23 protein-coding genes and 1 riboswitch are annotated in these 26,131 nt (G+C 61.2%); of the genes, 16 read left to right on the plus strand and 7 right to left on the minus strand.

What is annotated here, in order from left to right; genetic code table 11:
• The first annotated feature begins 168 nt into the window (after positions 1–168).
• The 7 genes from AB4P90_RS03270 (at position 169) to AB4P90_RS03300 (ending at position 7,223) form a co-directional block, all read left to right on the plus strand.
• On the plus strand, positions 169–495 hold the full coding sequence (locus AB4P90_RS03270) for a YceK/YidQ family lipoprotein (protein WP_019818311.1): 327 nt from the start codon (positions 169–171) through the stop codon (positions 493–495).
• A gap of 56 nt (positions 496–551) precedes the next feature.
• A complete protein-coding gene (locus tag AB4P90_RS03275; protein ID WP_014716633.1) occupies positions 552–908 on the plus strand; it encodes a YceK/YidQ family lipoprotein in 357 nt (118 codons plus the stop codon).
• Positions 909–1,050: 142 nt separating this feature from the next.
• Complete coding sequence (locus tag AB4P90_RS03280) at positions 1,051–2,808, plus strand: carbamoyltransferase (protein WP_014716634.1); 1,758 nt, start codon at positions 1,051–1,053, stop codon at positions 2,806–2,808.
• A complete protein-coding gene (locus AB4P90_RS03285; RefSeq protein ID WP_014716635.1) occupies positions 2,809–3,705 on the plus strand; it encodes a GNAT family N-acetyltransferase in 897 nt (298 codons plus the stop codon). It abuts the gene before it with no gap.
• Positions 3,702–5,108 carry a PIG-L family deacetylase gene (locus AB4P90_RS03290; protein ID WP_395605658.1) on the plus strand — a complete coding sequence of 469 codons (1,407 nt, stop codon included), beginning with the start codon at positions 3,702–3,704 and terminating at the stop codon, positions 5,106–5,108. Before AB4P90_RS03285 ends, AB4P90_RS03290 begins: the two co-directional genes overlap by 4 nt.
• Before the next feature lie 85 nt (positions 5,109–5,193).
• Positions 5,194–6,342, plus strand: a complete 1,149-nt coding sequence (locus AB4P90_RS03295) for a glycosyltransferase family 4 protein (protein WP_395605659.1) — start codon at positions 5,194–5,196, stop codon at positions 6,340–6,342.
• Positions 6,339–7,223 carry a glycosyltransferase gene (locus tag AB4P90_RS03300; RefSeq protein ID WP_019818309.1) on the plus strand — a complete coding sequence of 295 codons (885 nt, stop codon included), beginning with the start codon at positions 6,339–6,341 and terminating at the stop codon, positions 7,221–7,223. Before AB4P90_RS03295 ends, AB4P90_RS03300 begins: the two co-directional genes overlap by 4 nt.
• A gap of 48 nt (positions 7,224–7,271) precedes the next feature.
• On the opposite strand, the gene AB4P90_RS03305 is transcribed toward AB4P90_RS03300, so the two are convergent.
• On the minus strand, positions 7,272–9,113 hold the full coding sequence (locus AB4P90_RS03305) for a bifunctional O-antigen ligase/aminoglycoside phosphotransferase family protein (RefSeq protein ID WP_103452214.1): 1,842 nt from the start codon (positions 9,111–9,113) through the stop codon (positions 7,272–7,274).
• A gap of 158 nt (positions 9,114–9,271) precedes the next feature.
• Between AB4P90_RS03305 and msbA the strand changes: the two genes are divergently transcribed.
• Together msbA and hldE are read left to right on the plus strand one after the other, a co-directional pair.
• Entirely contained in the window at positions 9,272–11,077 is a 1,806-nt protein-coding gene (gene msbA, locus AB4P90_RS03310; protein WP_395605660.1) for a lipid A export permease/ATP-binding protein MsbA, read from the plus strand.
• Between the two features lie 157 nt (positions 11,078–11,234).
• Positions 11,235–12,659, plus strand: a complete 1,425-nt coding sequence (hldE, locus tag AB4P90_RS03315) for a bifunctional D-glycero-beta-D-manno-heptose-7-phosphate kinase/D-glycero-beta-D-manno-heptose 1-phosphate adenylyltransferase HldE (RefSeq protein ID WP_014716641.1) — start codon at positions 11,235–11,237, stop codon at positions 12,657–12,659.
• Between the two features lie 26 nt (positions 12,660–12,685).
• Here hldE and AB4P90_RS03320 read toward each other — a convergent pair whose 3' ends face one another.
• Genes AB4P90_RS03320 through AB4P90_RS03335 form a run of 4 tightly spaced genes read right to left on the minus strand, consistent with a single transcriptional unit; the run spans position 12,686 to position 16,062 of the window.
• Positions 12,686–13,645, minus strand: coding sequence for a hypothetical protein (locus tag AB4P90_RS03320; RefSeq protein ID WP_003188010.1), 960 nt, complete (start codon positions 13,643–13,645; stop codon positions 12,686–12,688).
• A 41-nt stretch (positions 13,646–13,686) separates the two neighbouring features.
• On the minus strand, positions 13,687–14,499 hold the full coding sequence (locus tag AB4P90_RS03325) for an aldo/keto reductase (RefSeq protein WP_395605661.1): 813 nt from the start codon (positions 14,497–14,499) through the stop codon (positions 13,687–13,689).
• On the minus strand, positions 14,496–15,671 hold the full coding sequence (locus AB4P90_RS03330; RefSeq protein ID WP_200599117.1) for an FAD-binding oxidoreductase: 1,176 nt from the start codon (positions 15,669–15,671) through the stop codon (positions 14,496–14,498). Before AB4P90_RS03330 ends, AB4P90_RS03325 begins: the two co-directional genes overlap by 4 nt.
• Positions 15,672–15,726: 55 nt before the next feature.
• Complete coding sequence (locus tag AB4P90_RS03335; RefSeq protein WP_003188013.1) at positions 15,727–16,062, minus strand: multidrug efflux SMR transporter; 336 nt, start codon at positions 16,060–16,062, stop codon at positions 15,727–15,729.
• 103 nt (positions 16,063–16,165) lie between these two features.
• Here AB4P90_RS03335 and AB4P90_RS03340 point away from each other — a divergent pair, with 103 nt between their 5' ends.
• Together AB4P90_RS03340 and waaA are read left to right on the plus strand one after the other, a co-directional pair.
• The gene (locus AB4P90_RS03340) at positions 16,166–17,056 is read left to right on the plus strand and encodes a LysR family transcriptional regulator (protein ID WP_014716644.1); all 891 of its coding nucleotides are present in this window, start codon (positions 16,166–16,168) and stop codon (positions 17,054–17,056) included.
• Between the two features lie 23 nt (positions 17,057–17,079).
• Positions 17,080–18,357: a lipid IV(A) 3-deoxy-D-manno-octulosonic acid transferase gene (waaA, locus tag AB4P90_RS03345; protein WP_106111110.1), complete on the plus strand. Its 1,278-nt coding sequence runs from the start codon at positions 17,080–17,082 to the stop codon at positions 18,355–18,357.
• A gap of 103 nt (positions 18,358–18,460) precedes the next feature.
• Here waaA and AB4P90_RS03350 read toward each other — a convergent pair whose 3' ends face one another.
• A complete protein-coding gene (locus AB4P90_RS03350; protein ID WP_014716646.1) occupies positions 18,461–19,900 on the minus strand; it encodes a TolC family outer membrane protein in 1,440 nt (479 codons plus the stop codon).
• Between the two features lie 196 nt (positions 19,901–20,096).
• A riboswitch (TPP riboswitch) is annotated at positions 20,097–20,202 on the plus strand.
• 149 nt (positions 20,203–20,351) lie between these two features.
• Between AB4P90_RS03350 and thiC the strand changes: the two genes are divergently transcribed.
• Positions 20,352–22,241, plus strand: coding sequence for a phosphomethylpyrimidine synthase ThiC (thiC, locus tag AB4P90_RS03355; protein ID WP_014716647.1), 1,890 nt, complete (start codon positions 20,352–20,354; stop codon positions 22,239–22,241).
• Positions 22,242–22,408: 167 nt separating this feature from the next.
• On the opposite strand, the gene AB4P90_RS03360 is transcribed toward thiC, so the two are convergent.
• On the minus strand, positions 22,409–23,155 hold the full coding sequence (locus tag AB4P90_RS03360; RefSeq protein WP_014716648.1) for an RsiV family protein: 747 nt from the start codon (positions 23,153–23,155) through the stop codon (positions 22,409–22,411).
• A 193-nt stretch (positions 23,156–23,348) separates the two neighbouring features.
• Here AB4P90_RS03360 and AB4P90_RS03365 point away from each other — a divergent pair, with 193 nt between their 5' ends.
• From AB4P90_RS03365 to AB4P90_RS03380, 4 genes are all read left to right on the plus strand, one after another.
• The gene (locus AB4P90_RS03365; protein ID WP_032893869.1) at positions 23,349–23,966 is read left to right on the plus strand and encodes an NUDIX domain-containing protein; all 618 of its coding nucleotides are present in this window, start codon (positions 23,349–23,351) and stop codon (positions 23,964–23,966) included.
• The gene (locus tag AB4P90_RS03370; RefSeq protein ID WP_395605662.1) at positions 23,957–24,406 is read left to right on the plus strand and encodes a DUF1249 domain-containing protein; all 450 of its coding nucleotides are present in this window, start codon (positions 23,957–23,959) and stop codon (positions 24,404–24,406) included. The genes AB4P90_RS03365 and AB4P90_RS03370 overlap by 10 nt, the downstream gene beginning before the upstream one ends.
• A 97-nt stretch (positions 24,407–24,503) precedes the next feature.
• Complete coding sequence (gene cpdA / locus AB4P90_RS03375) at positions 24,504–25,316, plus strand: 3',5'-cyclic-AMP phosphodiesterase (RefSeq protein ID WP_395605663.1); 813 nt, start codon at positions 24,504–24,506, stop codon at positions 25,314–25,316.
• Positions 25,317–25,494: 178 nt separating this feature from the next.
• The gene (locus AB4P90_RS03380) at positions 25,495–26,103 is read left to right on the plus strand and encodes a YqiA/YcfP family alpha/beta fold hydrolase (protein WP_014716651.1); all 609 of its coding nucleotides are present in this window, start codon (positions 25,495–25,497) and stop codon (positions 26,101–26,103) included.
• Positions 26,104–26,131: the final 28 nt, after the last annotated feature.

Here is a 26,131-nt window from a genome sequence, read left to right on the forward strand (position 1 = left end):
ACGCATAGTGAAGGCGCGCAAAAAGTGCGCAAGTTTAAACAGTCAGGTAAGTTTTACCATTTCGGATTTTTCCCACGCAATGTGGCGGTGCTTCTCGGATGAATGAGCCAATCTCTCGGTGCTAGCGTGGCTGACCGTTTGCGAGGCTCGGATATGAAAAGAAAAAGAATGGCGGCGCTGGGTATAAGTGTCGTTGCGCTGTTATTAAGCGGTTGTGGAACCGTTAATAGCGTCATGCGCAAAGAGGGCGACACGGCGCGTGAGCTCAGGCTCGTAAAAACCTATTGCCAATCCATTCCCCGCGCTTACAGCGGCGTGGCGTTTGATTTCTGCATGCTGCACGCGGCCCCGGACCCCACCGGGTTCCTCATACCCTTCGTGCTCGTAGATATTGCGGTGTCCGCGGTTGCCGATACGGTGGTTTTGCCCTATACGATTTATCGACAATCGGCCGACGGTAATATCAGCATCTATTGGCGTCCAGGCCGTTCATAAGCCTATGGGTATAAAAGCACCTGCCCAGCCCATTTACTGGGCGAAAGGAGTAGTCCGTGAGTCGTGGTTTCAAAGTACTGCTGGTTTCAACCTTGTTAATGGCCTCCGGTTGCGGAACGATCAATACCGTCTTGCGTCCGGATGCCGTGGCCAGCCAGAATCTCAAGGAGTCGCGCAGCCACTGCGAAAACGTGCCGCGTATCTACAGTGGGGTGATCTACGGCTTTTGTACCCTCAATGGCGAGCCCGCACCGGACAAAAGCCTGAAGGACCAAAGCCTGCTGGATCGCCAAGGCAATGCTTTCCCGATCATCGCGATTGAATTTGTCGCCTCTGGTGTCATGGACACCCTGATGCTGCCTTACACGATCTACCGCCAGAACAAGGACGGCAGCATCGAGATCTTCCGCTAGCCCCTCTCGGCGCTTGCCGCTAACAGCTTCCCTCTGCTTTTAAGCTATAATCCCGCCCTTTAGCTGTTTCTCGCCCAGGCGAGAGGCACACTTTTTTCAGGCGCGATGCGCCTGCATGCAGACTAAAAGAGGCTAGACCCCAGTGGCATTGACGATTCTTGGCCTGTCCGGCGCCCTTAGCCATGATCCTTCCGCAGCCCTGTATATCGACGGCAAGCTGATTGCGGCCGCCGAAGAAGAGCGCTTCGTACGCGACAAACATGCAAAGAACCGCATGCCCTACGAGTCGGCGAAGTTCTGCCTTGAGCAGGCTGGCATCAAGCCTTCGGACGTTGACGTGGTGGCGATCCCGTTCGCCCCGATCAGCCTGTTCGGCGAGGCGCGCTGGCACTACGCCAAGCGTTACTGGTACGCCCCGGACCGCGCCCTCGACGCGATCCTGATGGGCAACCGTCGTTACAAACGCTATCGCAACAAGATCGTCTGGTGCCTGGAGCAACTGGGCTTCGATCCTAAGAAAATCAAGATCGAACCGGTTGAACACCACCTGGCTCACGCTTCCAGCGCCTACCACTGCTCGGGCTTCCAGGAAAAAACCGCGATCCTGGGCATCGATGGCAAGGGCGAGTACGCCACCACCTTCTTCGGCTACGGCGAAAACGGCAAGATCCACAAGATCAAGGAATTCTACGATCCGGACTCCCTCGGCGGCCTGTACGGCGCAATCACCGAGTTCCTCGGTTTCGAGATGCTCGACGGTGAGTTCAAGGTCATGGGCATGGCGCCGTACGGCGATGCCAGCAAGTACGATTTCTCTCGCCTGGCCTCCTTTGAAAACGGCGAGCTGGTGATCAACACCGACTACGCCAATGTCATCGGCCTGCGCCGCTACAAAGAGAAGGGCAAGGGTTTCTACTTCTCGCCGAAACTGATCGAGTGGCTGGGGCCGAAACGCGAAGGCGACATCGCCGACGAGCCGTACATCCACTACGCGGCCAGCATGCAGGCGCTGTTCGAGAAACTGGCCTTGCAGATGATCGACCACTACCTGGGCGACATCCTCAAGGACACCGGCAAGCTGGCCTTCGCCGGCGGCTGTGCGCTGAACGTCAAGCTGAACCAGAAGATCATTGCCCGTGACGACGTCAAAGAGCTGTTCGTACAGCCGGCTTCCGGCGATGCCGGCACCGCCGTCGGTGCGGCGGCCTACGTGTCCCATGCTCGTGGTGTACCGGTCGAGAAGATGGAACACGTCTACCTCGGCCCGTCCTACAGCAACGAAGACGTGATTGCCGCGTGCGCCAAGCACGAGAGCAAGCCGAACTGGCGCAAGATCGAGAACATGCCTAAGCGCATTGCCAAGATCATGGTCGACGGCAATCCGGTCGCCTGGTTCCAGGGCCGCATGGAGTTTGGCCCGCGTGCGTTGGGCGGTCGTTCGATAATCGGTTGCCCAAGTGCAACCGGCGTGGCGGATCGCATCAACCACCAGATCAAGTTCCGCGAGCGCTGGAGGCCTTTCTGCCCGTCGATGCTCGACACCGTGGCCCCACAGATGATCAAGGTCGATCACCCGGCGCCGTTCATGACCTTCACCTTTGAAGTCGCCGAAGAGTGGAAGACCCGTGTACCGGAAGTGGTGCACGAAGACGGTACTTCCCGTGCCCAGGTGCTCAAGCGCGAATACAACCCGCGCTACTACGACATGATGAAAGAGCTGGAAGTGCTGACCGGTAACGGCGTATCCCTGAACACCTCGCTCAACCGTCGTGGCGAAGCGATGATCTGCTCGCCGACCGACGCGCTGAACATGTTCTTCGGCTCGGACCTGCAGTACCTGATCATGGAAGACATCCTGGTGGTCAAGGACGGCGTGGACCCTTATGACGCCGTGGTTTAAATGCTGAACCGCTTCCAGGGCTGGCGTGAACGTGGCTGGGCGCCTGTCGAGGCCGAGGTTTACGCCCAGGCCTGGCAGCGTTACGGCGGCAGCGTGGCGACCCATCCCCAGGTGATCGAGCGGCTGGCCGGCCTGGCGCAGATACCCGTGCGCTACCTGGGCTGGGAGCAAGGTGGTGAGTTCAAGGGGGCGATCGCCACCTGGGGGCGCGACCTGGCGCTGTCCAAGGACGTGCTCAAGCGCAGCGGCAAGAAAGGCCTGTTTGACCTGGGCAACGCCGAGATCATCCTGCCGATTGCCGCCGATGCGCAGGTACCGTTACGGCACCGTGCGCGCTACCTCTCGGCGCTGAACGAGGGGCGCGTGAGCACCCTCAAGCCTCAGGCCGAGCAATTGGCCATGGCGCGCACGCCCGAAGACCTGTCGAAGAAGTTTCGCTATAACCAGCGGCGTGAACTGCGCCTGTTGGAAGAGGCGGGCGGCGTGGTACGGGCGGTCAGTGAGTTTTCCAGCGTAGAACTGGCGGCGATTTATTGCGACCTGTTCCAGCGTCGTTGGGGCTTCCCGGCGGCGGGCGCGGCGCGTCTGGCCGAGGTGCTGGAGTTGCTCAAGGAATTCCTGTTCGGCTCGGTGCTGTTTCTGAACGACGCGCCGATTGCAGTGCAATTGGTGTATCAGGTGCAGTCCAACGAGTGGTTCAGCGCCGAGTATGTCAACGGCGGCGTCGACCCTGAAACCCGTGCATTCAGCCCTGGCAGTGTGCTGAGTTTCCTCAATACCCAAAGTGCCTGGGAACAGGCGCGGGCGGCGAACAAGTCACTGCGCTTCTCCTTCGGGCGTTCCGACCGTGAATACAAGGAGCGCTGGTGCAACCCGGTGCCGGTGTTCAGCGTATGAGCCGCAAACAGCAACTGCTCAAGCGCCATCGGCGTAACAAACGTATTGCGCTGCTGATCGGCGTGCTGGTGTTGGTCGCGACCGGCGTACTGGTTGCCTGGTGGTTGCCGCTGATCCTTGCGGTGCTGTTGTGGGCCGCCCATGAGGCCTGGTTTGCCGATCACCTGTTTTACTCGCCCCAAGACAGCTATGAGTACGCGTTCCCGGCCGGCAGCGAACAACCCGGCTTGCGCCTGGAGGCGGGCCGACTGTTGCTGGATACGCCGTTGGCGGCGGATGAAACCCTGATCGTCGGCATTGAGTTGAAAAGTACCTGGCTGGGGCGTTTCTTCGACCCTGCGGTGGACCTGTTGGGCCTGGCAAGCCCGGACCGGCAAACCTTCGAACGCGGCGTCGCTGGGCGGCGTTATCTGAACCTGACCGGCGCCGCCGAAGACTTGGCGGCGGGCAAGCTCCACTTGCGCGGGCGTTTTTGCCGGATCAAGGGGCAGCCGACGCTGTGGCGCTTTCGCCAGCCCGACTATCGCCAGCAACGTGTGATGGTGATCGCGCCCCATGCCGACGATGCCGAGCTGGCTGCGTTCAGCCTTTACAGCCAGGCGACTGAAAGCTGGATCGTCACGCTGACCGCCGGTGAAATCGAAGCCGAGCATTATCAGCACATGGGCCTGCCCAAGGCTGAAGCTGCGCGCCTCAAGGGCCGTTTGCGCGCCTGGGACAGCGTCGCCGTGCCCCGCTGGGCGGGCGTGCCCGAGGCGCAGTGCGTGCAATTGGGCTACTTTTGCATGCAGTTGCAAGCCATGCAGGTCGCGCCGGATCAGCCTCAAGCCTCGCGCGAAGCCGATTTGGCCGATACGCGGCTGTTTCGCCAGTTCAATGGTTTTGCCCTGCCTGGCGATGCTGATGGCGCGCCGACTTGGCACAACCTGATCGCCGATCTGCGGGCGCTGCTGCTCAAGGCGCGGCCCCAGGTCATCGTGTTGCCCACGCCGTTGCTGGACCCCCACGCCGACCATATCTGCGCCCATGCGGCAGTGCTGGAAGCCTTGCAGGGCCTGGCGTGGCAGCCCGACACATTGCTCGGCTACGCCAATCACCTGCATGATAACGACCGTTGGCCCATGGGCGATTCCGGCGCTGGCGTAGCATTGCCGCCGCGTTTCGATGGCGCTGTGGAGCTGGTGCCGTGCAGTTTCGCCCTCGCCTTGAGCCAGCAGCAGGACAAGGCCATGGCCCTGGGCATGATGCACGACCTGCAGCCGCCAGCGCCGTTCAAGCGTCGAGTGCGTAGGTGGTTGCAGCAACTGCTGGCGGGCCGTAGTCCATCGCCCTATGGCGAGAACGAATTCTTTCGCAAGGCCGTGCGCCGCCACGAGCTGTTGTGGGTCCTGAAGCAGGACTGAGAGCCGATTGAAGGCGGGCCGTTATGCGCCTGCCGCCCTTTTTACCGGGCTGCGTGCCCGTAGCCAGATCGCTGCATGGAGAGTTATGAAGCCTCGTTTCAAGGTTTTGCAGTTACAGCCGGACTACAACGTCAAGACCCATGACTTCGCGGACTTGGGTGAGCAAATCGTCAAATCCCTGCCGGCTGAGCGTTTCGAGGTGACCTCCGGATTTCTCAGTGGGCGCCCGCTGCCCGGCCAGCCCCTGAGCGTGGCCGAGCACTCCCACTATTTCGAGCTGCCGGAGAAGTCTCTCAAGGGTATTCGCTTTGGCGCCATGTGGCAGATCTACAAATACTGCCGTGAGCAGAAGTTCGACGTGGTCATCTGTAACCGGTTCAAGTCGGTGAACATGATGCTGTCGCTCAACCGCTGGTTGAAGATCCCGCTGTGCATCGGCATCTCCCACGGCTTTGGCGAGTACGCCCGTGGTTACCGTCGACGTCAGACCCAGCGCTGGGTCAGCCCGGCGTGGCGCTTTGTCGGTGTGTCCGAAGCGGTCAAGGACTACCTGGTAGACCTCAACTGCGGCTTCACCCGTGAGAACACCACCTACGTCACCAACGCGATCGACATTCCCCAGGCAGAGGCTTTGCAGCTGTCCCGTGAAGACGCACGCAAGGCCTTGGGCCTGCCCATGGATGCACGGATGATTGGTGCCCTGGGCCGCCTCGTGCCGATCAAGGGTCATACCCATCTGCTGCAAGCCTTCGCCACGCTCAAGGACAAATACCCTGAGGCGCAGGTGGGCATCATTGGTTCCGGCCGTGCCGAAGCCGACCTGCGCGCCGACATCGAGCGCCTGGGCCTGACCGGCCGTGCGCACTTGCTGGGTTTTCGCGAAGACGGCATGAAGTACGTGCGTGGCTTCGATATCTGGACCATGCCGTCGCTGTTCGAAGGTCTGGGCCTGGCCTTGCTGGAAGGCATGAGCGGCCATCTGCCGGTGATTGCCTCCAACGGCCCGGCGATGCTGCCGCTGGTGCTGGGCGCGGGCGGCTTGTCCCACGACCCGGGCAATGTCGAACAACTGGCTGCGGCCCTGGATACTTACCTGGCCTTGAGCGATGAACAATTGCGCGCCAAGGGGGAGGAGGTGTTCCGCTATCTAGAGGCCAACCACACCCTCGACGAGTTCAAGCACAAGTACCTGACCCTGATTGAAACCGGTTTGCGTGAAGTAGGTAGAGCATGAATCAGCCACAACCCCTGGTCTCGGTGATCATCGCTTCCTACAACCATGGCCAGTACATCGAGCAAAGTATTCTTAGTGTGCTGGGGCAGACCTACCCCAATATCGAGCTGTTGGTGGTCGACGACGGCTCCAAGGATGACAGCGTCGAACGCATCCAGCGCTTGCAGGCCGAGCACGGCTTTGATTTCCAGGTGCAGCAGAATCAAGGGCTCAGCGCCACCTTGAACGGTGCGATTGCTCGCGCCAAGGGCAGCCTGATCGCACCGTTCGGCTCGGATGACATCATGTTGCCGGACCGTATTGCCACCCAGGTGGCGTATATGGACGGCAAGCCGAAGGTGGGCATGTGTGCTGGCAATATCGAGCTGATCGACGGGGATGGCAACCTGCACCCGGAGAAGAAACAGCGTCGCGACGTGCCGTTTCGCTGTCTGGATTTCGACGACCTGTTCCTGGACCGCAAACCGTTTCCACCGGCGCCGACCATGCTGATACGTCGCGAAGTGCTGGAGGAGGTCGGTGGTTTCGACCCACAGATTCCCCTGGAAGACTTGCTGATCCAACTGAAGATCACGGCGGCGGGCTATACCATCGACGCCCTTGACGTGGTGATGGCCAAGTATCGCCAGCACGCTAACAACACGTACAAGAACCACCGCTACATGATCCAGAACATCCTCAAGACCTACGCGAAGTTCAGCGAGCACCCGGCCTATGACGCGGTTCGCTACAACTTCCTGAACTCGATGTTCCTCAAGACCGCCGACCGCGACCGCCCGTTGGCGCGGGAGATTCTCAAGCAGATCCCTATGAAGTTCTGGGGGCGCAAGACCTTGCGGGGGCTGGTGCGGTTGTATCTGGCGCCGCTCAAGAAGAGCTGAACCGGCACCGCACCCTGTAGGAGCGAGCAAGCTCGCTCCTACAGGTGTTTACAGGCTTTGGACCTGCTCGCGGATTTTCGCAGTGGCGGTTGGGCTTGCCACCGAGGCGTAACCTTTGAGCAGTTGTTCGAAGTGCGTTTCGAACAGCCAGCTGCGGTCCTGCGGATAACGCTGCATGTGGCGCAGGTTACGTTGGCGCAAGGCGTGACGCAGTGAAGACGGGTAGATGCGCAGGTCAGCCACGTCGATCAGGGCAAACTCACCGTCGTCCATCAACAACACGTTACCCAGGTGCAGCGAGCGGAAGTACACGCCGCGCTCGTGCAGTTGCGCCATGAACCGGCCAAAGCGCTCCACCAGTGACTCACGCAGACTGCTGTCCAGGCTTTGCAGCGCTTGGCGCAACGTCAGGCCGGGCAGTGGTGTGTAGGTCACGGCGCTGCTGGCATCGCTGAGGCGATAGAGCCCAAGGATGTGCGGCGTGGGAATGCCCAGGGTGCGCAGTTGCTCGCTGTTGCTGGCAAAGCGCTCGGAGTACGGGTTGAAACTGCCGGAGGTGTACCAGCGGCGTGGGCGGAACAGTTTGAGGAAACTGCCGTCCTCCAGGCGCAGGACTTTGGGCCCCAGGCCATCGGCTTCAATCACGTGGGCGTTGCTGCACAGCTGTTCAAACGCCGCGGGCTTGAGGTTCTGCACCTTCATGCGCAGCAGGCTGCGGTGGCGTTGGGCGAGGCTCAGGCCAGTGATAATTGCCAGGGGAATCCACAGCAGGAACCAGTGTTCCTTGGGGCGCGACAATATGCCGCCGCCTTCGGTCAGGCCTGCTCCGATGCCATAGGCCAGCAGGGACGATGCCAGGATGAACAGCGGCTGGGCGCGCTCCTTCAAACCTTTGTATAGGCCCCAGCCGAGCATGAAGGCCCAGGGGATAAAACCAATGATGCCGACGTAATAGAGCACGCCGAGGGCAAAGCTGTGGGGCTCGCGCAGTTGATAACCGTCCGCCAAGGTCAGGAACAACTCGGAGTCGTAACTATGGCCGATCCACGGGTGCTCGGCGATAAGCTGCAAAGACATGCTCCACAATTCCAAGCGGAACGAGCTGCCACGCATAATGATTGATTCAGGATAGAACAGCATCAGCCCGACGATGCCCAAGGCGGTGCCGGCGAGCAGTAGCATTGAGCGTCGATTGCGGCTGACAAAACTCATCCAAAGTATGGCCAGCGTCAGCGCCACCAGCGGCGTGCGTGAGCCGGTCGCCAGCACCGCAGCGGTCATGATCGCCAGGGACGGTACGCTGAACCACAGCACGTTGAGACGCTGGGTGGTCATGCAGACGTATAGCCAGTACACCGTGAAAAAGCCAAACAGGTGCGAGCTGAGCAGCGGGTTGTCGAGGGCGCCCAGACCACCGATCATGCGCATGCCAGGTTGATAGCCCTTGGCGAACGCCACCAGATTACCCAGGCTCACCACCAGCGCAATCACCGCAGCGCTGAAGAAGATCGGTTTGAACAATTCGTTGCGGTAATGCAGCAACAGCCCGCAGCCACCAAACAGCATGAAGGTATTCAGCGGTCGCTTGAACAGGTCGGTATCGGAACTGGGCGCGGGGCTCCAGAGCAGACTGGTCAACGCCCAGGCGGAGAACGCCAGGAACGCGATCGCCAGGGGTTCGCGCAGCAGGTCCTTGAACTCCCGAGGACGCATGCACAACAGAAACAAGGTCGGTACGCTGAACAGGATGTAGACAATTCGGTGCAGTACATTGCGATTGCCGACAAAGAACAGTGCACTCAGGAGCAGCAACAAGCCAACAGGCAAAATCCATAGGACCAGGAAGTCGAAAACGCGATTTGAGCCATAGGTAAGGCGCTTGGAGTGCATACAGTAAAGCCATTCCAGAAAGAGAAAGCCGACCATCTTAAGCTAGTGGCTAAGTAATGTCGCCGGTAGGATCCAACCGGGCCGCGGCTTACGCCGGGTGCAAGTACAACAGAGAAGCTGTGCTAAAGTCAGCCTCCTTTTTCAAAACGCCGCGTGATATGACCGACTCCAGTCCGAGCGCAAGCCCTTCGAGCTTGAAAATATACTTCCGCCTGCTCAGTTACGTTAAGCCCTATATGGGCTTGTTCGCGTTGAGTATCCTTGGATTTTTGATTTTCGCGTCGACCCAACCGATGCTGGGTTACATCCTCAAGTACTTTGTCGACGGTCTTTCCAATCCGGAAGCTGTGCTGTTCCCGACCGTGCCCTTTTTGCGCGACCTGCAATTGCTGCAGGCGGTGCCGCTGCTGATTATCCTGATCGCGGCCTGGCAGGGCCTGGGTTCATTCCTGGGCAACTACCTGTTGGCCAAGGTCTCCCTGGGTTTGGTCCACGACCTGCGGGTGCAACTGTTCAACAACCTGCTGACGCTGCCCAACCGTTACTTCGATAACCACAACTCCGGGCACCTTATTTCCCGCATTACCTTCAACGTGACCATGGTCACGGGTGCCGCGACCGATGCCATCAAGGTGGTGATTCGCGAAGGCATGACGGTGATCTTCCTGTTCGCTTCCTTGCTGTACATGAACTGGCGCCTCACCTTGGTAATGATCGCGATCCTGCCGTTGATTGCCGTGATGGTCAGTACCGCCAGCAAGAAATTTCGCAAGCAGAGCAAGAAGATCCAGGTGGCCATGGGCGACGTGACCCACGTGGCCTCGGAGACCATCCAGGGCTACCGCGTGGTGCGCAGCTTCGGCGGCGAAGTCTACGAACAGAAGCGCTTTTTCAAGGCCAGCCAGAGCAACACCAACAAGCAACTGCGCATGACCCGCACCGGGGCGATCTACACCCCGGCGCTGCAATTGGTGATCTACTCCGCCATGGCCGTGCTGATGTTCCTGGTGCTGTACCTGCGTGGCGACGCCTCGGCGGGTGACATGGTGGCCTACATCACCCTGGCGGGCTTGCTGCCCAAGCCGATCCGCCAACTTTCGGAAGTCAGCTCGACCATCCAGAAAGGCGTGGCGGGCGCCGAAAGCATCTTCGAACAACTGGACGAAGACGTTGAGGTCGACCACGGCACTCTCGAACGCGACAAGGTCAGCGGTCGTCTGGAAGTGCGTCACCTGAACTTCACCTACCCTGGCATCGATCGCCATGTGCTCAAGGACATCAGCTTCACCGCCGAGCCTGGGCAGATGATTGCGCTGGTGGGTCGTTCGGGCAGTGGCAAGTCGACCCTGGCCAGCCTGATCCCGCGCTTCTACCACCATGAAAGCGGTGAAATTCTGCTCGATGGCATCGAGATCGAAGACTACAAGCTGCTCAACCTGCGCAAGCATATTGCCCAGGTCACCCAGCATGTGACCCTGTTCAGCGACACCGTGACCAACAACATCGCCTATGGCGACCTGGCCGGTGCGCCTCGTGCCGACGTTGAAGCGGCGGCGGCGGATGCCAATGCCAAGGACTTCATCGATCAGTTGCCCAAAGGCTTCGATACCCAGGTCGGTGAGAACGGCGTGCTGTTGTCCGGCGGCCAGCGCCAGCGCCTGGCGATTGCGCGCGCCTTGCTCAAGAATGCGCCGCTGCTGATTCTCGACGAGGCCACCTCCGCTCTCGACACCGAGTCCGAGCGGCATATTCAGGCGGCACTCGATAAGGTCATGCAAGGCCGCACGACTCTGGTGATCGCACACCGCCTGTCCACCATCGAGAAGGCTGACCTGATTCTGGTGATGGACGACGGGCGGATTGTCGAGCGTGGTACCCACGGCGAGTTGTTGGCGCAGAACGGCTATTACGCCCGCCTGCATGCCATGGGCCTGGATGCACCGGTGCAGGCTGATATCACCTGATCCACCCGGCATCACGGGGTAAATGAAATGTAGGAGCGAGCTTGCTCGCTCCTACAGAGAGCAAATCCCCTCCCACATTTGCCCTGCGGCGGTCGCAAGCCATCGCAAACCCTGTGCTAATATCGCGCCCCTGTTCATTTTGTATGTGGGTTGCTCCATGAAGTTGTCCATGCCGCGATTCAATCAAGCCGCTGTCTTGGTGGTCGGCGATGTCATGCTCGACCGTTACTGGCATGGTGGTACCTCACGGATTTCCCCTGAGGCTCCGGTACCGGTCGTCAAGGTCGAGCAAATCGAAGACCGCCCAGGTGGCGCTGCCAACGTCGCGCTCAATATTGCCGCCCTCGGCGCCCCGGCCTCCCTGGTGGGGGTGACCGGCGACGACGAAGCGGCCGAAAGCCTGGCCAACAGCCTGCAGGGCGCCGGCGTGCGTGCGTTGTTTCAGCGCATCGCCTATCAGCCGACCATCGTCAAGCTGCGGGTCATGAGCCGTCATCAGCAGTTGCTGCGTATCGATTTTGAAGAACCCTTCGCCACCGACGCCCTGGCCCTTGGCGACCAGGTCGAGGCACTGCTCGAAGGTATCAAGGTGCTGGTGTTGTCCGACTACGGCAAAGGCGCCTTGCAGAATCACCAGGTGTTGATCCAGGCCGCCAAGGCCCGCAACATTCCGGTGCTGGCCGATCCCAAGGGCAAGGACTTTTCGGTTTACCGAGGCGCCAGCCTGCTCACGCCCAACCTCAGTGAGTTCGAGACCATCGTCGGCGGTTGCGCTGATGAGCACGAACTGGTGAGCAAGGGCGCGGCGCTGATGGCCGATCTCGACTTGGGCGCCTTGCTGGTGACCCGTGGCGAGCACGGCATGACCCTGCTGCGTCCGGGCCATCCGGCGATGCACCTGCCAGCGCGTGCCCGTGAAGTGTTCGACGTCACCGGCGCCGGTGATACCGTGATTTCTACCCTGGCAGCCTCCATTGCTGCCGGTGAAGAACTGCCCCACGCCGTGGCCCTGGCCAACCTGGCGGCGGGCATTGTGGTGGGCAAGCTGGGTACCGCCGCCATCAGCGCACCGGAGTTGCGCCGTGCGATTCAGCGCTCGGAAGGCTCGGAGCGCGGTGTGCTAGGCCTGGAGCAATTGCTGCTGGCGATTGACGATGCCCGGGCTCACAACGAAAGCATTGTGTTCACCAACGGTTGCTTTGACATCCTGCACGCCGGGCATGTGACGTACCTGGAGCAGGCGAGTGCCCAAGGCGACCGTTTGATCGTCGCGGTCAACGATGACGCGTCGGTCAGCCGCTTGAAAGGCCCTGGCCGCCCGATCAACAGCGTTGACCGGCGCATGGCGGTACTCGCGGGCCTGGGTGCGGTGGACTGGGTGATCAGCTTCTCTGAAGGCACGCCGGAAAACCTGTTGGCCCAGGTCAAGCCCGACGTGCTGGTCAAGGGCGGTGACTACAGCGTCGACCAAGTGGTCGGTGCGGACATCGTCAGTGCCTACGGTGGCACGGTCAAAGTGCTGGGGTTGGTTGAAAACAGCTCCACCACCGCGATTGTCGAGAAGATCCGCAACAACGAGTGATACCCCGTGGGGCGAGCCTGCTCGCCCTAGCTTTTCTTCGGCACGATCTTGCGCAGCATCTGCCGCGCCTTGCCGGTCAAGCGCTTGAGCTTGGAGTCTTTTTCCGGCTCTGCCAGGCCCTGCTGCCTGAGCCAGTCCTTCCAGCGAATGCGCTCATCGCGCACCAGCCAGCCTTCTTGCTGGGCAAAACTTTCCGCCAGATACAGGCCGCGCGTGCTGGCCGGGTACAGCTGATCCTTCTTGACGGTATACAACTCTGCAAGCGGCTCGCCGTCTTTGAGCGGCATCAAGTACAGGTCCGGACGCTGACGATCCAGGCGTGCCACCAGTTGGTCGCCCTCCAAACGCTCATCCACATGAAACAAACTGAGGGACTTGGCCTCCTTCGGCACTTCCAGGCGCAGGTCATAAATCAATTGCAGCGAGGCGGTCGGCAGGTGCACGTAGGCCCGTGGGCGCTCGATCAGTTGCATGGTGGCGCAGCGTACCGGGCGTGCGGCGCCGGACAAGGGGCTGAGCCGAAACGGTAGGGCTTCGCGGTAATGCAGGGCGGCGGAGTAGGGCGCCGGCAGCCAGGTGTCGTTGAAGCGCCCGCCGAGCCAGCCTTCGGGTGTTTCGAGCAGGCACTCTTCAGCAATTTCCTGGATGGCGGTGTGCAGCGGCAGGTTCAGTTCATGGGCCGGGACGTAGCCGGAGATCAGCTTGAGCACCACGTCGCCACGGTCCTGGCGGCGTTGGCGCACCAGCACCCAGTAGTCCTTGTTTTGCCAGTGCAGGGTCAGGCGTACCGAGACGCCGAGGTTCGCCAGTTCCAGGGCGAAGCGTTCGGCATCTGGTACCTCGACCGGCTTGCGCCGTTGGAGGGTCTGGGCGAAGTTGAGCGGCATGCCGACGCTCTGGTAGCTCAGGCCTTCGGGGGTGGCTTCGACGTGCAGCGGCAGTGTCTTGAAGTTGCTGGGGTTCTTTCTTATGAGCGTACGCGGCATGTCGGCTCCTTCTTGCGACGGGGTCGGCCGCGTGGGCGGCATCAGAGTTGACGAATGACCCGGGCAGCAGTTGCTACGTTATGGGCCAGGTGCAGCGGATTAATGGTCCCGACAATAGCACTGACGACGCCCGTTTGCGCGAACAACAAGGTGAAACTGGCCTGAATTGGATCCATTCCCGGTTCCAGGCATACGTGGCCGCTGGCCAGCGCCTTTTTCACCAGGATGCCCTTGCCGTGGGCGGCCGCATAGTCAATCACGGCCTTCTCAGCCTGTTCGTTGAGGTTGTAGGTGACCATCGCGCAGTCGCCCTGTTCCAGCGCTTTCACGCCGCCCTCAACGGTTTTGCCGGAGAAGCCGAAACCGCGAATCTTGCCGTCTTTCTTCAACTGCGCCAGAGTCTGGTAAACCTCGCAATCGTTGAGGATATGCAAGTCGTTGCCGTCGGAGTGCACCAGCACCAGGTCGATAAAATCCGTTTCAAGTCGTTTCAGACTGCGTTCGATCGACATCCGCGTATGGGCCGCGCTGAAATCGTGATGGGACACGCCATTGGCAAACTCTTCGCCAACCTTGCTGACGATGACCCAGTCCTTGCGCTGGTCACGCAGCAGCGGCCCCAGGCGCTCTTCGCTCATGCCATAGGCCGGTGCGGTGTCGATCAGGTTGATGCCCAGTTCGCGGGCCTGGCGCAACAGCATGCGGGCCTCGTCGTCGCCAGGGATCTGAAAGCCGTTGGGGTATTTCACCCCTTGGTCGCGGCCCAACTTGACGGTGCCCAGGCCCAGGGGCGACACCAGCAGGCCGGTGCTGCCCAGGGGGCGATGCAGGTCGTGCAGGGTTGGCAGGCTCATGGCAACAGTTGCTCCCAGACGGGTTGGCCGATTGCCGGTGCTGGCAGCTCGGGCAGCGGGGTATTGGCGCCTGGGCGGATGCCGTCGCGCTCCAGAGCGTGGAGTACGCGGTCGGCGAAGTCCGGCGCCAGGGCCAGTTTGGTGGGCCAGCCGACCAGCAGGCGGCCGTCTTCGGCAAGGAACGCGTTATCGGGACGGCTCAGCCCCGATTGCAGCGGCTCGGCGCGATCCACCCGCAGGGTGGCCCACTGGGTCTGGCTCATGTCGATCCAGGGCAGCAGTTGCGCCAGCTCTTTCTGCGCGGTGGCGATCTGTTCTTGCGGCGTACGCGCCACGCCGTCAGCCTCGGCGATATCACCGCCCATGTACCACACCCAGTTGCCATCCGCGGCCGGGTGGGTGGTCACGGTGAGGCGCGGCTTGGTGCCGCCGCCCAGGCAGTGGGCGTACAGCGGCTTGAGGCCGGGGCCTTTGGCGATGATCATGTGCAGCGGGCGTTTTTGCATGGCCGGCTGGCTATGGCCCAGGGCGGCGAGCAAGTCTGCCGTGCCGCCGCCAGCGCTCAGGACTATGCGCTGGGCGCGGATCTCACGGCCATCGACCTTCAAGCCCACCAGGGTGTCACCCTCCAGCAACGGTTCGATGTGCACACCTGCGAGCAGGCTGTCACCAGCCAGTTGCGCCAAGCGATTGATCAGGCTGGGCACGTCCACCACCAGCTCGGCCAGGCGGTAGACCTTGCCTTTGAAGCGACGGTCCTGCAGCGCCAGGGGCAGTTCGTCGCCCTTGACCTGATCGACGCGGCCACGCACGGCCTTGCTGGCGAAAAAGCTGGTGAGGTTGCCGGCAATCGTCCCGGGCGACCACAAGTAATGTGCCTGGGACAGCACGCGCACACCGGACAGGTCCAGCTCGCCGTTGCCGGCCAGGGCTTCACGCCAGCGGCGCGGCATATCGGCAATGGCTTCGGAGGCGCCGGTGAGGGCGCCATGCAGGGCGTATTTCGCACCGCCGTGGATGATGCCCTGGGACTTCAGGCTTTGCCCGCCGCCCAGGGTGGCGCTTTCCACCAGTACCGTGGAAAACCCCTGGCCGCGCAGGCGCGCATTGAGCCAGAGGCCGGCAACCCCGGCGCCGACAATCAGAACGTCGGTGGAAATAACGGATGGCATCGGCGACCTCAGTGTTCAAGACAAGAGGCGCAGTATACAGGCTGTTGAGTGGCGGTCAGTGTCCGGCGGTTTTCGAGAACAGCTGAATCACCACCACGCCCAGCACAATCAGGCCCATCCCCAGCATCGCCGGCACATCCAACTTCTGCCCGTAGATGAACAGCGCCGCGATGCTGACCATGACGATGCCCATCCCTGCCCATACCGCGTACGCCACGCCGACCGGCACGGTGCGCACCACCAGAGTCAGCATCCAGAACGCCACGCCGTAACCGACGATCACCAGCAACAACGGAATAGGGGTGCTCCAGCCTTTGATGGCTTTCATGGAAACGGTGGCGATCACTTCCGAGCAGATGGCGATGGCCAAGTAGTAGTAGGCGGCATTCATGGGGCAATCCTCGAGGTGATGCGCATTTGATAAGGTCGGCATTCTAGAGGTTCGCCAGATGGGGTAAAGTCATTACCTATCTGGAATTGAGATGGGTTGAGCCATGAGCGTGCAATGGGATCTGGAGCAGATGCGCCTGTTTGTGAGCGTCGCCGAGCAGCGCTCGTTTTCTGCCGTGGCGCGGGGGCAGCGCAAGGCGCAATCGGCGGTCAGCAGTGGCATTGCCCTGCTGGAGGCGGACTTGGGCGTTGTCCTGTTCGAACGTAGCAGCGGCCGGCAACCGCGCCTGACCGAGGCCGGCAGTGTGTTGTTGGAGGAAGCGCGTGAGGTGCTGCGCCAGTGTGAGCGCCTCACGGGCCGGGCGTTGTCGTTGACCCGCGGCGAGGAAGCCTGCCTGCGCCTGGCCCAGGATGAGGCGATGTTGTTCCAGCCTGTGCTCGACAGCCTGGAGGCGCTGGCCGTGCACTACCCGCTGCTGGAGGTGCAGTTGTCCAGCGCGGCCCAGGGCGATGTGGCGCGCAAGCTGGTGGAGCGCAAGGCGGACCTGGGGCTGTTGTTCTATCACGACCAGATTCCCGAAGCCCTGGAGCGAAGGGTGGTGGGCAGCGTGGAAATGGTCACGGTGTGCGGAGTCAATCACCCGTTGGCCAAGGAGCAGTACGTGACGTGCCAACACCTGGCCCAGTTTCGGCAGTTGCTGATGTCGACCCAGACCAGCGTCTACCCCGGCAGCGAGGCGGCCAGCCCCCTGGTGTGGCGCGCCGACAGCTTCTACGTATTGGCCGAATGGCTGATGAGTGGCCTGGGCTGGGCCTGGCTGCCTCGGCATATCGTGCAATACCCGACCTACCAGCAACAGATGGTCGAATTGGCCAGCGAATGGACCCCGCCCGCCCTGGTGGTGGAACTGGTGTGGCGCCGCGACGAGCACCTTGGGCCCGCCGCGCGCTTCTTGGCCAAACGTTTTGCCGAGTGCTTGCAGGCGATCGACTGAAAAAGCCGATAAACTCCGCCGCCATGAATAGAACTCTCTACAGCTGTGTGTTTTACCTGGCGCTGCCGTTGGTGGCTTTACGCTTGTGGTTGCGTGCGCGCAAAGCGCCGGCCTATGCCAAGCGGGTGGGCGAGCGGTTTTCCTATGGCTTGCCGGTGATGCGGCCCGGCGGGATTTGGGTGCACGCGGTGTCGGTCGGCGAAAGCATTGCCGCCGCCCCGATGGTTCGCGGCTTGTTGGAGCGTTATCCACAGCTGCCGATTACCGTCACCTGCATGACGCCCACCGGTTCCGAGCGGATCCAGGCGTTGTTCGCCAACGAACCGCGCATCCAGCACTGCTATTTGCCGTACGACTTACCGTGCGCCGCCAAGCGTTTTTTGAACCGCGTCCAGCCCACGCTGGCGGTGATCATGGAAACCGAGCTGTGGCCCAACCATATCCACGCCTGTGCCCAGCGCGGTATCCCGGTGGCGCTGGCCAATGCACGGTTGTCGGCGCGTTCGGCCAAGGGGTACGCGCGATTTGCCAAGCTGACGGCGCCGATGCTGGCAGAAATGAGCCTGTTCGCCGTACAGACCGAGACCGAGGCCGAACGCTTGCGCAGCCTGGGTGCACGTCCTGAAACCGTGGAAGTGACCGGCTCGATCAAGTTCGACCTGAGCATCGACCCGCAGTTGACGGCCCGCGCCGCTGCCCTGCGTGAACAATGGGGCGCCAGCGAGCGTCCGGTCTGGATCGCCGCCAGTACCCACGAAGGTGAAGACGACGTGGTGCTGGCCGCTCATCGCCAGTTGCTGGCGAACTATCCCAATGCACTGCTGATTCTGGTGCCCCGTCATCAGGAGCGCTTTGGCCCTACGTTTGAGCGCTGCGTGCAGCAAGGGTTTGCCACCGTGCGTCGCTCCAGCGGCGAGCCGGTTACCGAGCACACCTCGGTGCTGCTCGGCGACACCATGGGCGAATTGCTGTTTCTTTACGCCCTGGCCGACAGCGCATTCGTCGGCGGCAGCCTGGTGCCGACCGGCGGGCACAACCCGCTGGAACCGGCGGCGCTGGGTAAACCGGTGATCATGGGCCCGCATGTCTTCAACTTCCTCGACATCACCGCGATGATGCGCGACGCCGGGGCTTTGCGAGAGGTGGACGATGCCGATGGGCTGGCCGAAGCGGTGCGACAGTTGTTTGAGTTGCCCCAGGACGCACGCAAGATGGCGCAGGCGGGGCTCAAGGTGATGCAGGCCAATCAGGGCGCGCTCAAGCGTTTACTGGAGGGTTTGGACAAACTGATCAAACACTGACAACACCAACCCAATGTGGGAGCTGGCTTGCCTGCGATAGCATCACCTCGGTGTACCTGATGTACCGAGGTGTCTGCATCGCAGGCAAGCCAGCTCCCACATTTTAATAGCCGGGGCGGGCCTTGAGCTGTTCGGCAGCGGCTTTGGCCAGGTCCGGCGGCAGGAAGTCTTTGTCCGGGTTGTAGTCAGCCTTGAGATAGCGCGCCAGATCTTGCAAATCCCCCGGGTTGAGCGTGCCGGCCGCCTGCTTCAAGCGCAGGTTGTCGAGGATGTAATCGTAGCGGCTGTTGTTGTAGTTGCGCACCGACGCGTACAGCTGGCGCTGTGAGTCCAGCACGTCGACGATGTTGCGCGTGCCCACCTGATAGCCGATTTCCGTGGCTTCCACTGCGCTCTGGTTGGAGATGATCGACTGGCGGCGCGCTTGCACCTGCTCCACATCGGTGTTGACTGCACGGTGCAGATTGCGGGTGTTTTCCACCACTTGGCGGCGCAGGCCTTCACGTTGTTGCTCGGTCTGGTCGAGGCGCGAATAGGATTCGCGCACTTGCGAGCTGGTAAGGCCGCCGCTATAGATCGGGATGTTCAAGCGCAGGCCGACGGTGCGTTGCGACACATCGCCACCGTACGGGATGGGCAACTGATTCGGGTTGCTGAAACCCAGGGCGTCGTTGTCGCCTTTTTCGTATTGCGCAACCGCATCGAGCGTCGGCAAGTGGCCGGCTTTGCGCTGCCGAAGGGTTTCTTCAGCGGCGGTTACCGCGTAATTGCTGGCGAGCAGGTTAAGGTTCTGGCGCCCGGCAGTTTCGACCCAGGCCTTGGCGTCGTTCGGCGCCGGCGGCAGCACCGGCAGCGTATGGACGATGCCCTGGATCGAATTGTATTGGCGGTTGGTCAGGGTGATCAGCGCTTCGAAAGCGTCGTCCACCTGGCGCTGGGCCAGGATGCGGTTGGCCCGGGCAGTGTCGTAGCTGGCCTGGGATTGCAGCACATCGGTCTTGTCCGACAGGCCCACATCGAAGCGTTCGTTGGACTGGTCGAGCTGGCGCTTGAAGGCATTTTCTTCGGCTTTGGTCGACGCCAGGTTGTCCTGGGCACGCAGCACGGCGAAGTAGCTCTCGGCACTTTGCAAAATCAGGTTCTGCTCGGAGGCCGACAGTTGCAGCGAGGCTTGCTCGTTGACCGCTTGTGCGGCTTGCAGCTGGAACCAGCGGTCGGCGCGAAACAGCGGCTGGCTCAGGGTGGCGCGCCAGGAGTGGGCGTCACGGTTGGCCGTGGCGGCCGGTTGATCGATCTGGGTGCGCACGTTATTGCTGTCGGCACCGGCCGACAGATTCGGCAGCAAACCTGCGCGGGCCTGGGGCACCACTTCTTTTTGCGCGCCGTACTGCGCACGGGCAGCGGCCAGGTCGGCGTTGTTGTGCGCCGCTTCCTGATAGACGCTGACCAGGTCGGTGTTGGCGGACAAGGGCGCTTCAGCTGCCCAGACCAGTCCGTTGGTCGCACAAGACACGGCAACAGCCAGTGAGAGTTTGCGCAGCATGAGGCGATCCCTAATTTTAATATTACGACTATAATTTAGCGCTCAAGGCTAAGGCTGGCCATTCCTGGCGTCAAGCCTTGAAGCAGTGCCCGAGTGTAGTGGCCGGACCTGCGCACAACAATCCCACGATCGCGCCATTCATCACGCTGAATGCACCGCTATTGGCAATTTGCCCACGCCATGGTCTAGACTGGCCGCGTTCTTGTCGGGGTGCCTTGTTGGAAGGCTGAGATCGGTAAATACCGGATCCCGTTGAACCTGATCAGGTTAGCGCCTGCGTAGGGAACAAGATTTCTCGTCACCCGGCGAGTCCTCTTGTGCTTCGTCCGGGATGTTGTTCGACAATCGAACAGCCCTCGTGCGCCAAGCACAGCACTGGTTACAGTGCGTCCGTCCGTCACAGGTTCGCTCCGACAAAAATCCACCGCCTGGATAAGTTGGAGAGCCCGTGATGAGTACAAAACTAAAAAATACCGTGCACCTGAGTGAATCGGCCAAGGTCGACTCCGGCTCCGTGCAGCCGTTTACCCGCTCGCAAAAAATCTACGTGCAGGGCTCCCGCCCGGATATTCGCGTGCCGATGCGCGAGATCAGCCTGGACGTCACGCCTACCGATTTCGGCGGCGAAATCAACGCGCCGGTTACCGTCTACGACACCTCAGGCCCCTACACCGACCCGAATGTGATTATCGACGTGCGCAAAGGCCTGGCCGACGTGCGCTCGCCGTGGATCGAAGTACGCGACGACACCGAGCGCCTGCCCGGTCTCACATCGCACTTCGGCCAGCAGCGCTTGAGCGACGCCGAACTGACTGCCCTGCGTTTTGCCCATGTAAAGAACCCGCGCCGCGCCAAGGCCGGTGCCAACGTCACGCAAATGCATTACGCGCGCAAAGGCATCATCACGGCCGAGATGGAATACGTCGCCATCCGCGAAAACATGAAGCTTGAAGAGGCCCGTGCCAGTGGCTTGCTGGATCAGCAGCACGCCGGCCACAGCTTCGGCGCCAGCGTGCCGAAAATCATCACGCCTGAATTCGTACGCGAAGAAATCGCCCGGGGCCGCGCGATCATCCCGGCCAACATCAACCACACCGAGCTGGAACCGATGATCATCGGCCGTAACTTCCTGGTGAAGATCAACGGCAACATTGGCAACAGCGCCCTGGGGTCGTCCATCGAAGAGGAAGTGGCGAAGCTCACCTGGGGCATTCGCTGGGGCTCGGACACGGTGATGGACCTGTCCACCGGTAAACACATCCACGAAACCCGCGAGTGGATCATCCGCAACTCGCCAGTGCCAATCGGTACCGTGCCGATCTACCAGGCCCTGGAAAAAGTCGGGGGCGCCGCCGAAGACCTGACCTGGGAGCTGTTCCGCGACACCTTGATCGAACAGGCCGAGCAGGGCGTCGACTACTTCACCATCCACGCTGGGGTATTGCTGCGGTATGTGCCGCTGACTGCCAAGCGCGTGACCGGCATCGTCTCCCGTGGTGGTTCGATCATGGCCAAGTGGTGCCTGGCCCACCACAAAGAGAACTTCACCTACACGCATTTCGACGAAATCTGCGAAATCATGAAGGCCTATGACGTCAGCTTCTCCCTTGGCGATGGCTTGCGCCCGGGTTCGATTGCCGATGCCAACGACGCCGCGCAATTCGGCGAACTGGAAACCCTGGGCGAACTGACCAAGACCGCCTGGAAGCACGACGTGCAAACCATGATCGAAGGCCCCGGCCATGTGCCGATGCAGTTGATCAAGGAGAACATGGACAAGCAACTGGAGTGCTGCGACGAGGCGCCGTTCTACACCCTAGGCCCGCTGACCACCGACATTGCGCCCGGCTATGATCACATCACTTCGGGTATCGGCGCGGCAATGATCGGCTGGTTCGGTTGTGCCATGCTCTGCTACGTCACGCCCAAGGAGCACCTGGGCTTGCCGAACAAGGATGACGTGAAGACCGGGATCATTACCTACAAGATCGCGGCCCACGCGGCCGACCTCGCCAAAGGCCACCCCGGCGCGCAGATTCGCGATAACGCCTTGAGCAAGGCGCGCTTCGAGTTCCGCTGGGAAGACCAGTTCAACCTCGGCCTGGACCCGGATACCGCACGTTCATATCACGATGAAACCTTGCCGAAGGATTCGGCCAAGGTCGCGCATTTTTGTTCGATGTGCGGGCCTAAGTTCTGTTCGATGAAAATCACCCAGGAAGTGCGTGAGTACGCGGCCAACCAGCGCATCGATGCGGTGGATGTGGATGTGGCCAAGGGCTTGGCCGAGCAGGCTGAGCGGTTCAAGCAGGAAGGTAGCCAGCTCTACAAGAAGGTCTGATCCATAGGCGGCGGTGCCTGCACCGCCGTCATCGCGGGCAAGCCCGGCTCCCACAGTTGGCCTAAGTGGACTCAGATTTTGTGTTCACTGCCGGTCCCCTGTGGGAGTCGGGCTTGCCCGCGATAGCGATCCGACAAACACCCACTCTCCCCTGCAATAACAACCGATCAGCGGCGTGCCGGCATCAGCTCAGGCTTGATCACGCCGGTGAGGCGCGTATAGGGCAGGGTGATTTCGATCAGCCCCTGTGCGTAAGGGGCGATGGTGCTGACGTTGTACTTGAGCACCACGCCGCCGCTGGTCAGGGCCACGTTCGGGGTTTTCTGAAACGGCCAGCTCTTCACGAACTCCGGATCGCGATCCATCTTGGTGCTGATCAACCAGCTGTTGTGGGCAACTTTAGCGGTATTCCAGAACGCCTGCTCCTGGCCGGGCAGCAGCATGTCGGCCAGGGTCAGTTCCTTATGCAGAATCCGTGAATAGTTGATAAACCCGCGGCCTGGCTCGCCGTGGGCGACGCCGGTGTCCAGGTAGCTGGACACTTCAACGATCACCAGTCCGTCATGCTGGTCACGTACCTTGGCTTGCAAGTACATGCCGTGGCGGTCAGGCGACTCACGCAGGAAGGTGTTCCGGTAGGCGTTCAGGCTCGCCGGTACGCTGGCGCCAGGCGTGGTGCGGGTCATTTGCAGCAAACGCTGTTCCACCAGGCTGTCGAGTTGTGGCTCGGTGGGGAAATGCACGGTGTCGATGTTTACCAGCGGGCAGGCCGGGCTATCACAGCCGGGCTTGATCTGCTCCGATTTGTCGGTGGTAACGTCCAGCGGCTTGAGATAGGCAGGTTGGAACAGGCTCTGGCAAGCACCCAGGGTCAAGGCAATACAGGCCACGGAGGCGATTTTTAAAAGCGACATGTGTGTCCTTCGTAAATCGATGGAAAGCGAAAAGAGTAGCGCTTGGACTGCCAACGTGGCCGCCAGTTCGCCACTAAACTGATTGCAGTGAGTTTGACGCTCGCCGCCTCTCCCGGCAACCGCAAAGGGGCTGCATCAACGGGCGTCGGCGCGTTAGGATGGCGCCCATTGCACGAGCTTAACGAGGGACACCATGACGGACATCGCGAAGTCGACGCCGAACAAAATCGAGATTGTTCAGCGTGACAATGCCTATAAAGGCTTCTACAAGCTCGATCGCGTGCAACTGCGCCACGAAAAATTCGACGGCGGCATGAGCCGGGTGATCAACCGCGAGGTGTTCGTGCGTCATGACGCCGTATGCGTGCTGCCCTACGACCCGCTGCGCGATGAGGTGGTGCTGATCGAACAGTTCCGCGTCGGCGCCATGGGCCGCGCCGATAACCCCTGGCTGGTGGAGATGGTCGCCGGCCTGATTGACAAGGATGAGCAACCCGAGGAGGTTGCACACCGCGAGGCCGAGGAGGAAGCTGGGCTGACATTCTCCGCGCTGTGGCCGATCACCAAGTATTTCCCATCGCCGGGCGGCAGCACCGAATTTGTCCACCTGTACCTGGGCCGTTGCGACAGCTCGGGCGCGGGTGGCGTCCATGGATTGGAAGAAGAAGCAGAAGATATCCGCGTCACCGCCTGGGCCTTCGAAGATGCCTTGCAGGCAGTGCGCGATGGCAAGATTTCCAACGCAGCCAGCATTATCGCCCTGCAATGGCTTGCGCTTAATCGCGCGGAAGTGAGGGGGTTATGGCAGTAAAGGCACGGGAACGTTATCGAGTAGACCTGATCGGGCTGCAAGCGGCCTGCGAGGCCAACTATGCGCGGCTGATGCGCCTGCTCCCGGACATGCGCCACGCCCCCCAGGCGCGGCGCATTGCTGTCACCCATGGCGACCAGATCCTCGGTGTGCTGACCCTGGAAGTCATTCTCACCTGCCCGTACACCACCACCCTGCGGGTGCGCCAGGAACACAGCCTGCCGTGGTTGCCGGTGCCGCAACTGGAAGTACAGGTCTACCACGACGCCCGTATGGCCGAAGTGATCAGCGCCGAGCACGCACGACGCTTTCGCAGCATCTATCCTTACCCGAATGTGTTCATGCACCAGCCCGATGAGAAAGCACAGCTCAATGTGTTCCTCGGTGAATGGCTCAGCCACTGCCTGGCCTTGGGCCATGAGTTTGAAGTGGTGCGGTAGAGGTGAACTGCGTCTGCTTCCTTGGGTTTCCTCTTTGTGTCCTGCCCCAGCATAATCGCGCCAAATGTCCATTCCTGTAGTTGCCAGGGAGAGCGCCTTGCCGAGCGTATCCGTCGTGAATCCTGATGCCGTGTTGCTGGTGCAGTTGTCCGACAGCCATCTGTTTGCCGACGCTGACGCCACGCTGCTGGGCATGAACACCCGTGAAAGCCTGCAGCGGGTGGTCGAGCTGGTGCGTGCGCAACAGCCGGCCATCGACCTGATACTGGCGACCGGCGACTTGTCCCAGGACGGCACGCTGGCGTCCTATCAACAGTTTCGCGATTTGACCGCTCCCCTTCGCGCCCCGGCGCGCTGGATTCCCGGCAACCACGACGAACCGCAGGTCATGGCCCAGGCTGCCATGCACAGTGATTTGCTCGAACCGGTGGTGGATATCGGCAACTGGCGTATCACCCTGCTGGATTCGGCGGTACCCGGGTCGGTGCCGGGTTACTTGCAAGACGAGCAACTGCAACGGCTGGCGCAGGCCTTGAGCGAAGCGCCGGATCGCCATCACCTGGTGTGTTTCCACCATCATCCGGTGCCCATCGGCTGTGCATGGATGGAGCCGATTGGCCTGCGCAACCCCGAGGCGCTGTTTGCCGTGCTTGAGCGCTTCCCGCAGACCAAGGCATTGCTTTGGGGCCATGTGCATCAGGAAATCGACGGCGAGCGCAACGGTGTGCGACTGCTGGCTTCGCCGTCCACCTGTATCCAGTTTGCGCCGGGAAGTGAGGATTTCCAGGTCAGCGAGCAAGCGCCGGGGTATCGATGGTTGCGCTTGCATGGCGACGGACGGTTGGAAACGGGGGTGGAGCGGGTCAAAGGCTTCGCTTTTACGGTCGATTACGGCAGCAACGGCTATTAAGGCCTGCAAACACTGATCAAAAGGTGGGAGCTGGCTTGCCTGCCATGACGGTGTACCTGGCGCTGACTCGTTGACTCAATCGCCGCCATCGCAGGCAAGCCAGCTCCCACATTGGGTCCGCTTCTGCCTGCATTCCCTGTAAACTGCGCCTCTTTGGCCCCAGCACGGAGAGCCCGGCATGTCCGCTTCGATCCTGTATATCCACGGCTTCAACAGTGCGCCGGCTTCCAACAAGGCCAGCCAGTTGACCACCGTGATGGGCACCCTCGGCCTGTCCGACCAGTTACGCGTACCGGCGCTGCATCACCACCCTCGTCAGGCAATTCTTCAATTGGAGCAAGCGATTGCGCAACTGGGCCGGCCACTGCTGGTCGGCAGCTCACTCGGCGGCTACTATGCAACCCATCTTGCCGAACGCCATGGCCTCAAGGCGTTGCTGGTCAACCCGGCGGTCAGTCCCCATCGGATGTTCGACGGTTACCTGGGCACCCAGAAGAACCTCTACACCGATGAGACCTGGGAGTTGACACAGGACCACGTCACGGCCTTGGCCGAGCTGGAAGTACCGGCGCCCCAGGATGCCGCGCGTTATCAGGTGTGGTTGCAGACCGGGGACGAAACCCTGGATTATCGCCTGGCCCAACAGTATTACCGGGCCTGCGCCTTGCGCATCCAGGCCGGTGGCGACCATGGTTACCAGGGGTTCGCCCAGCAATTGCCGGCACTGTTGTGCTTTGCCGGCATTGGCGCAGATCAGTTTCAATCCTTCGATTTTTCGTCACTGTAGAAAATCGCAGGTCACTTTTTAATCGAAC

This window comes from Pseudomonas sp. B16120 (genome assembly GCF_044218845.1).
In the GTDB taxonomy this organism is placed as follows: domain Bacteria; phylum Pseudomonadota; class Gammaproteobacteria; order Pseudomonadales; family Pseudomonadaceae; genus Aquipseudomonas; species Aquipseudomonas paracarnis.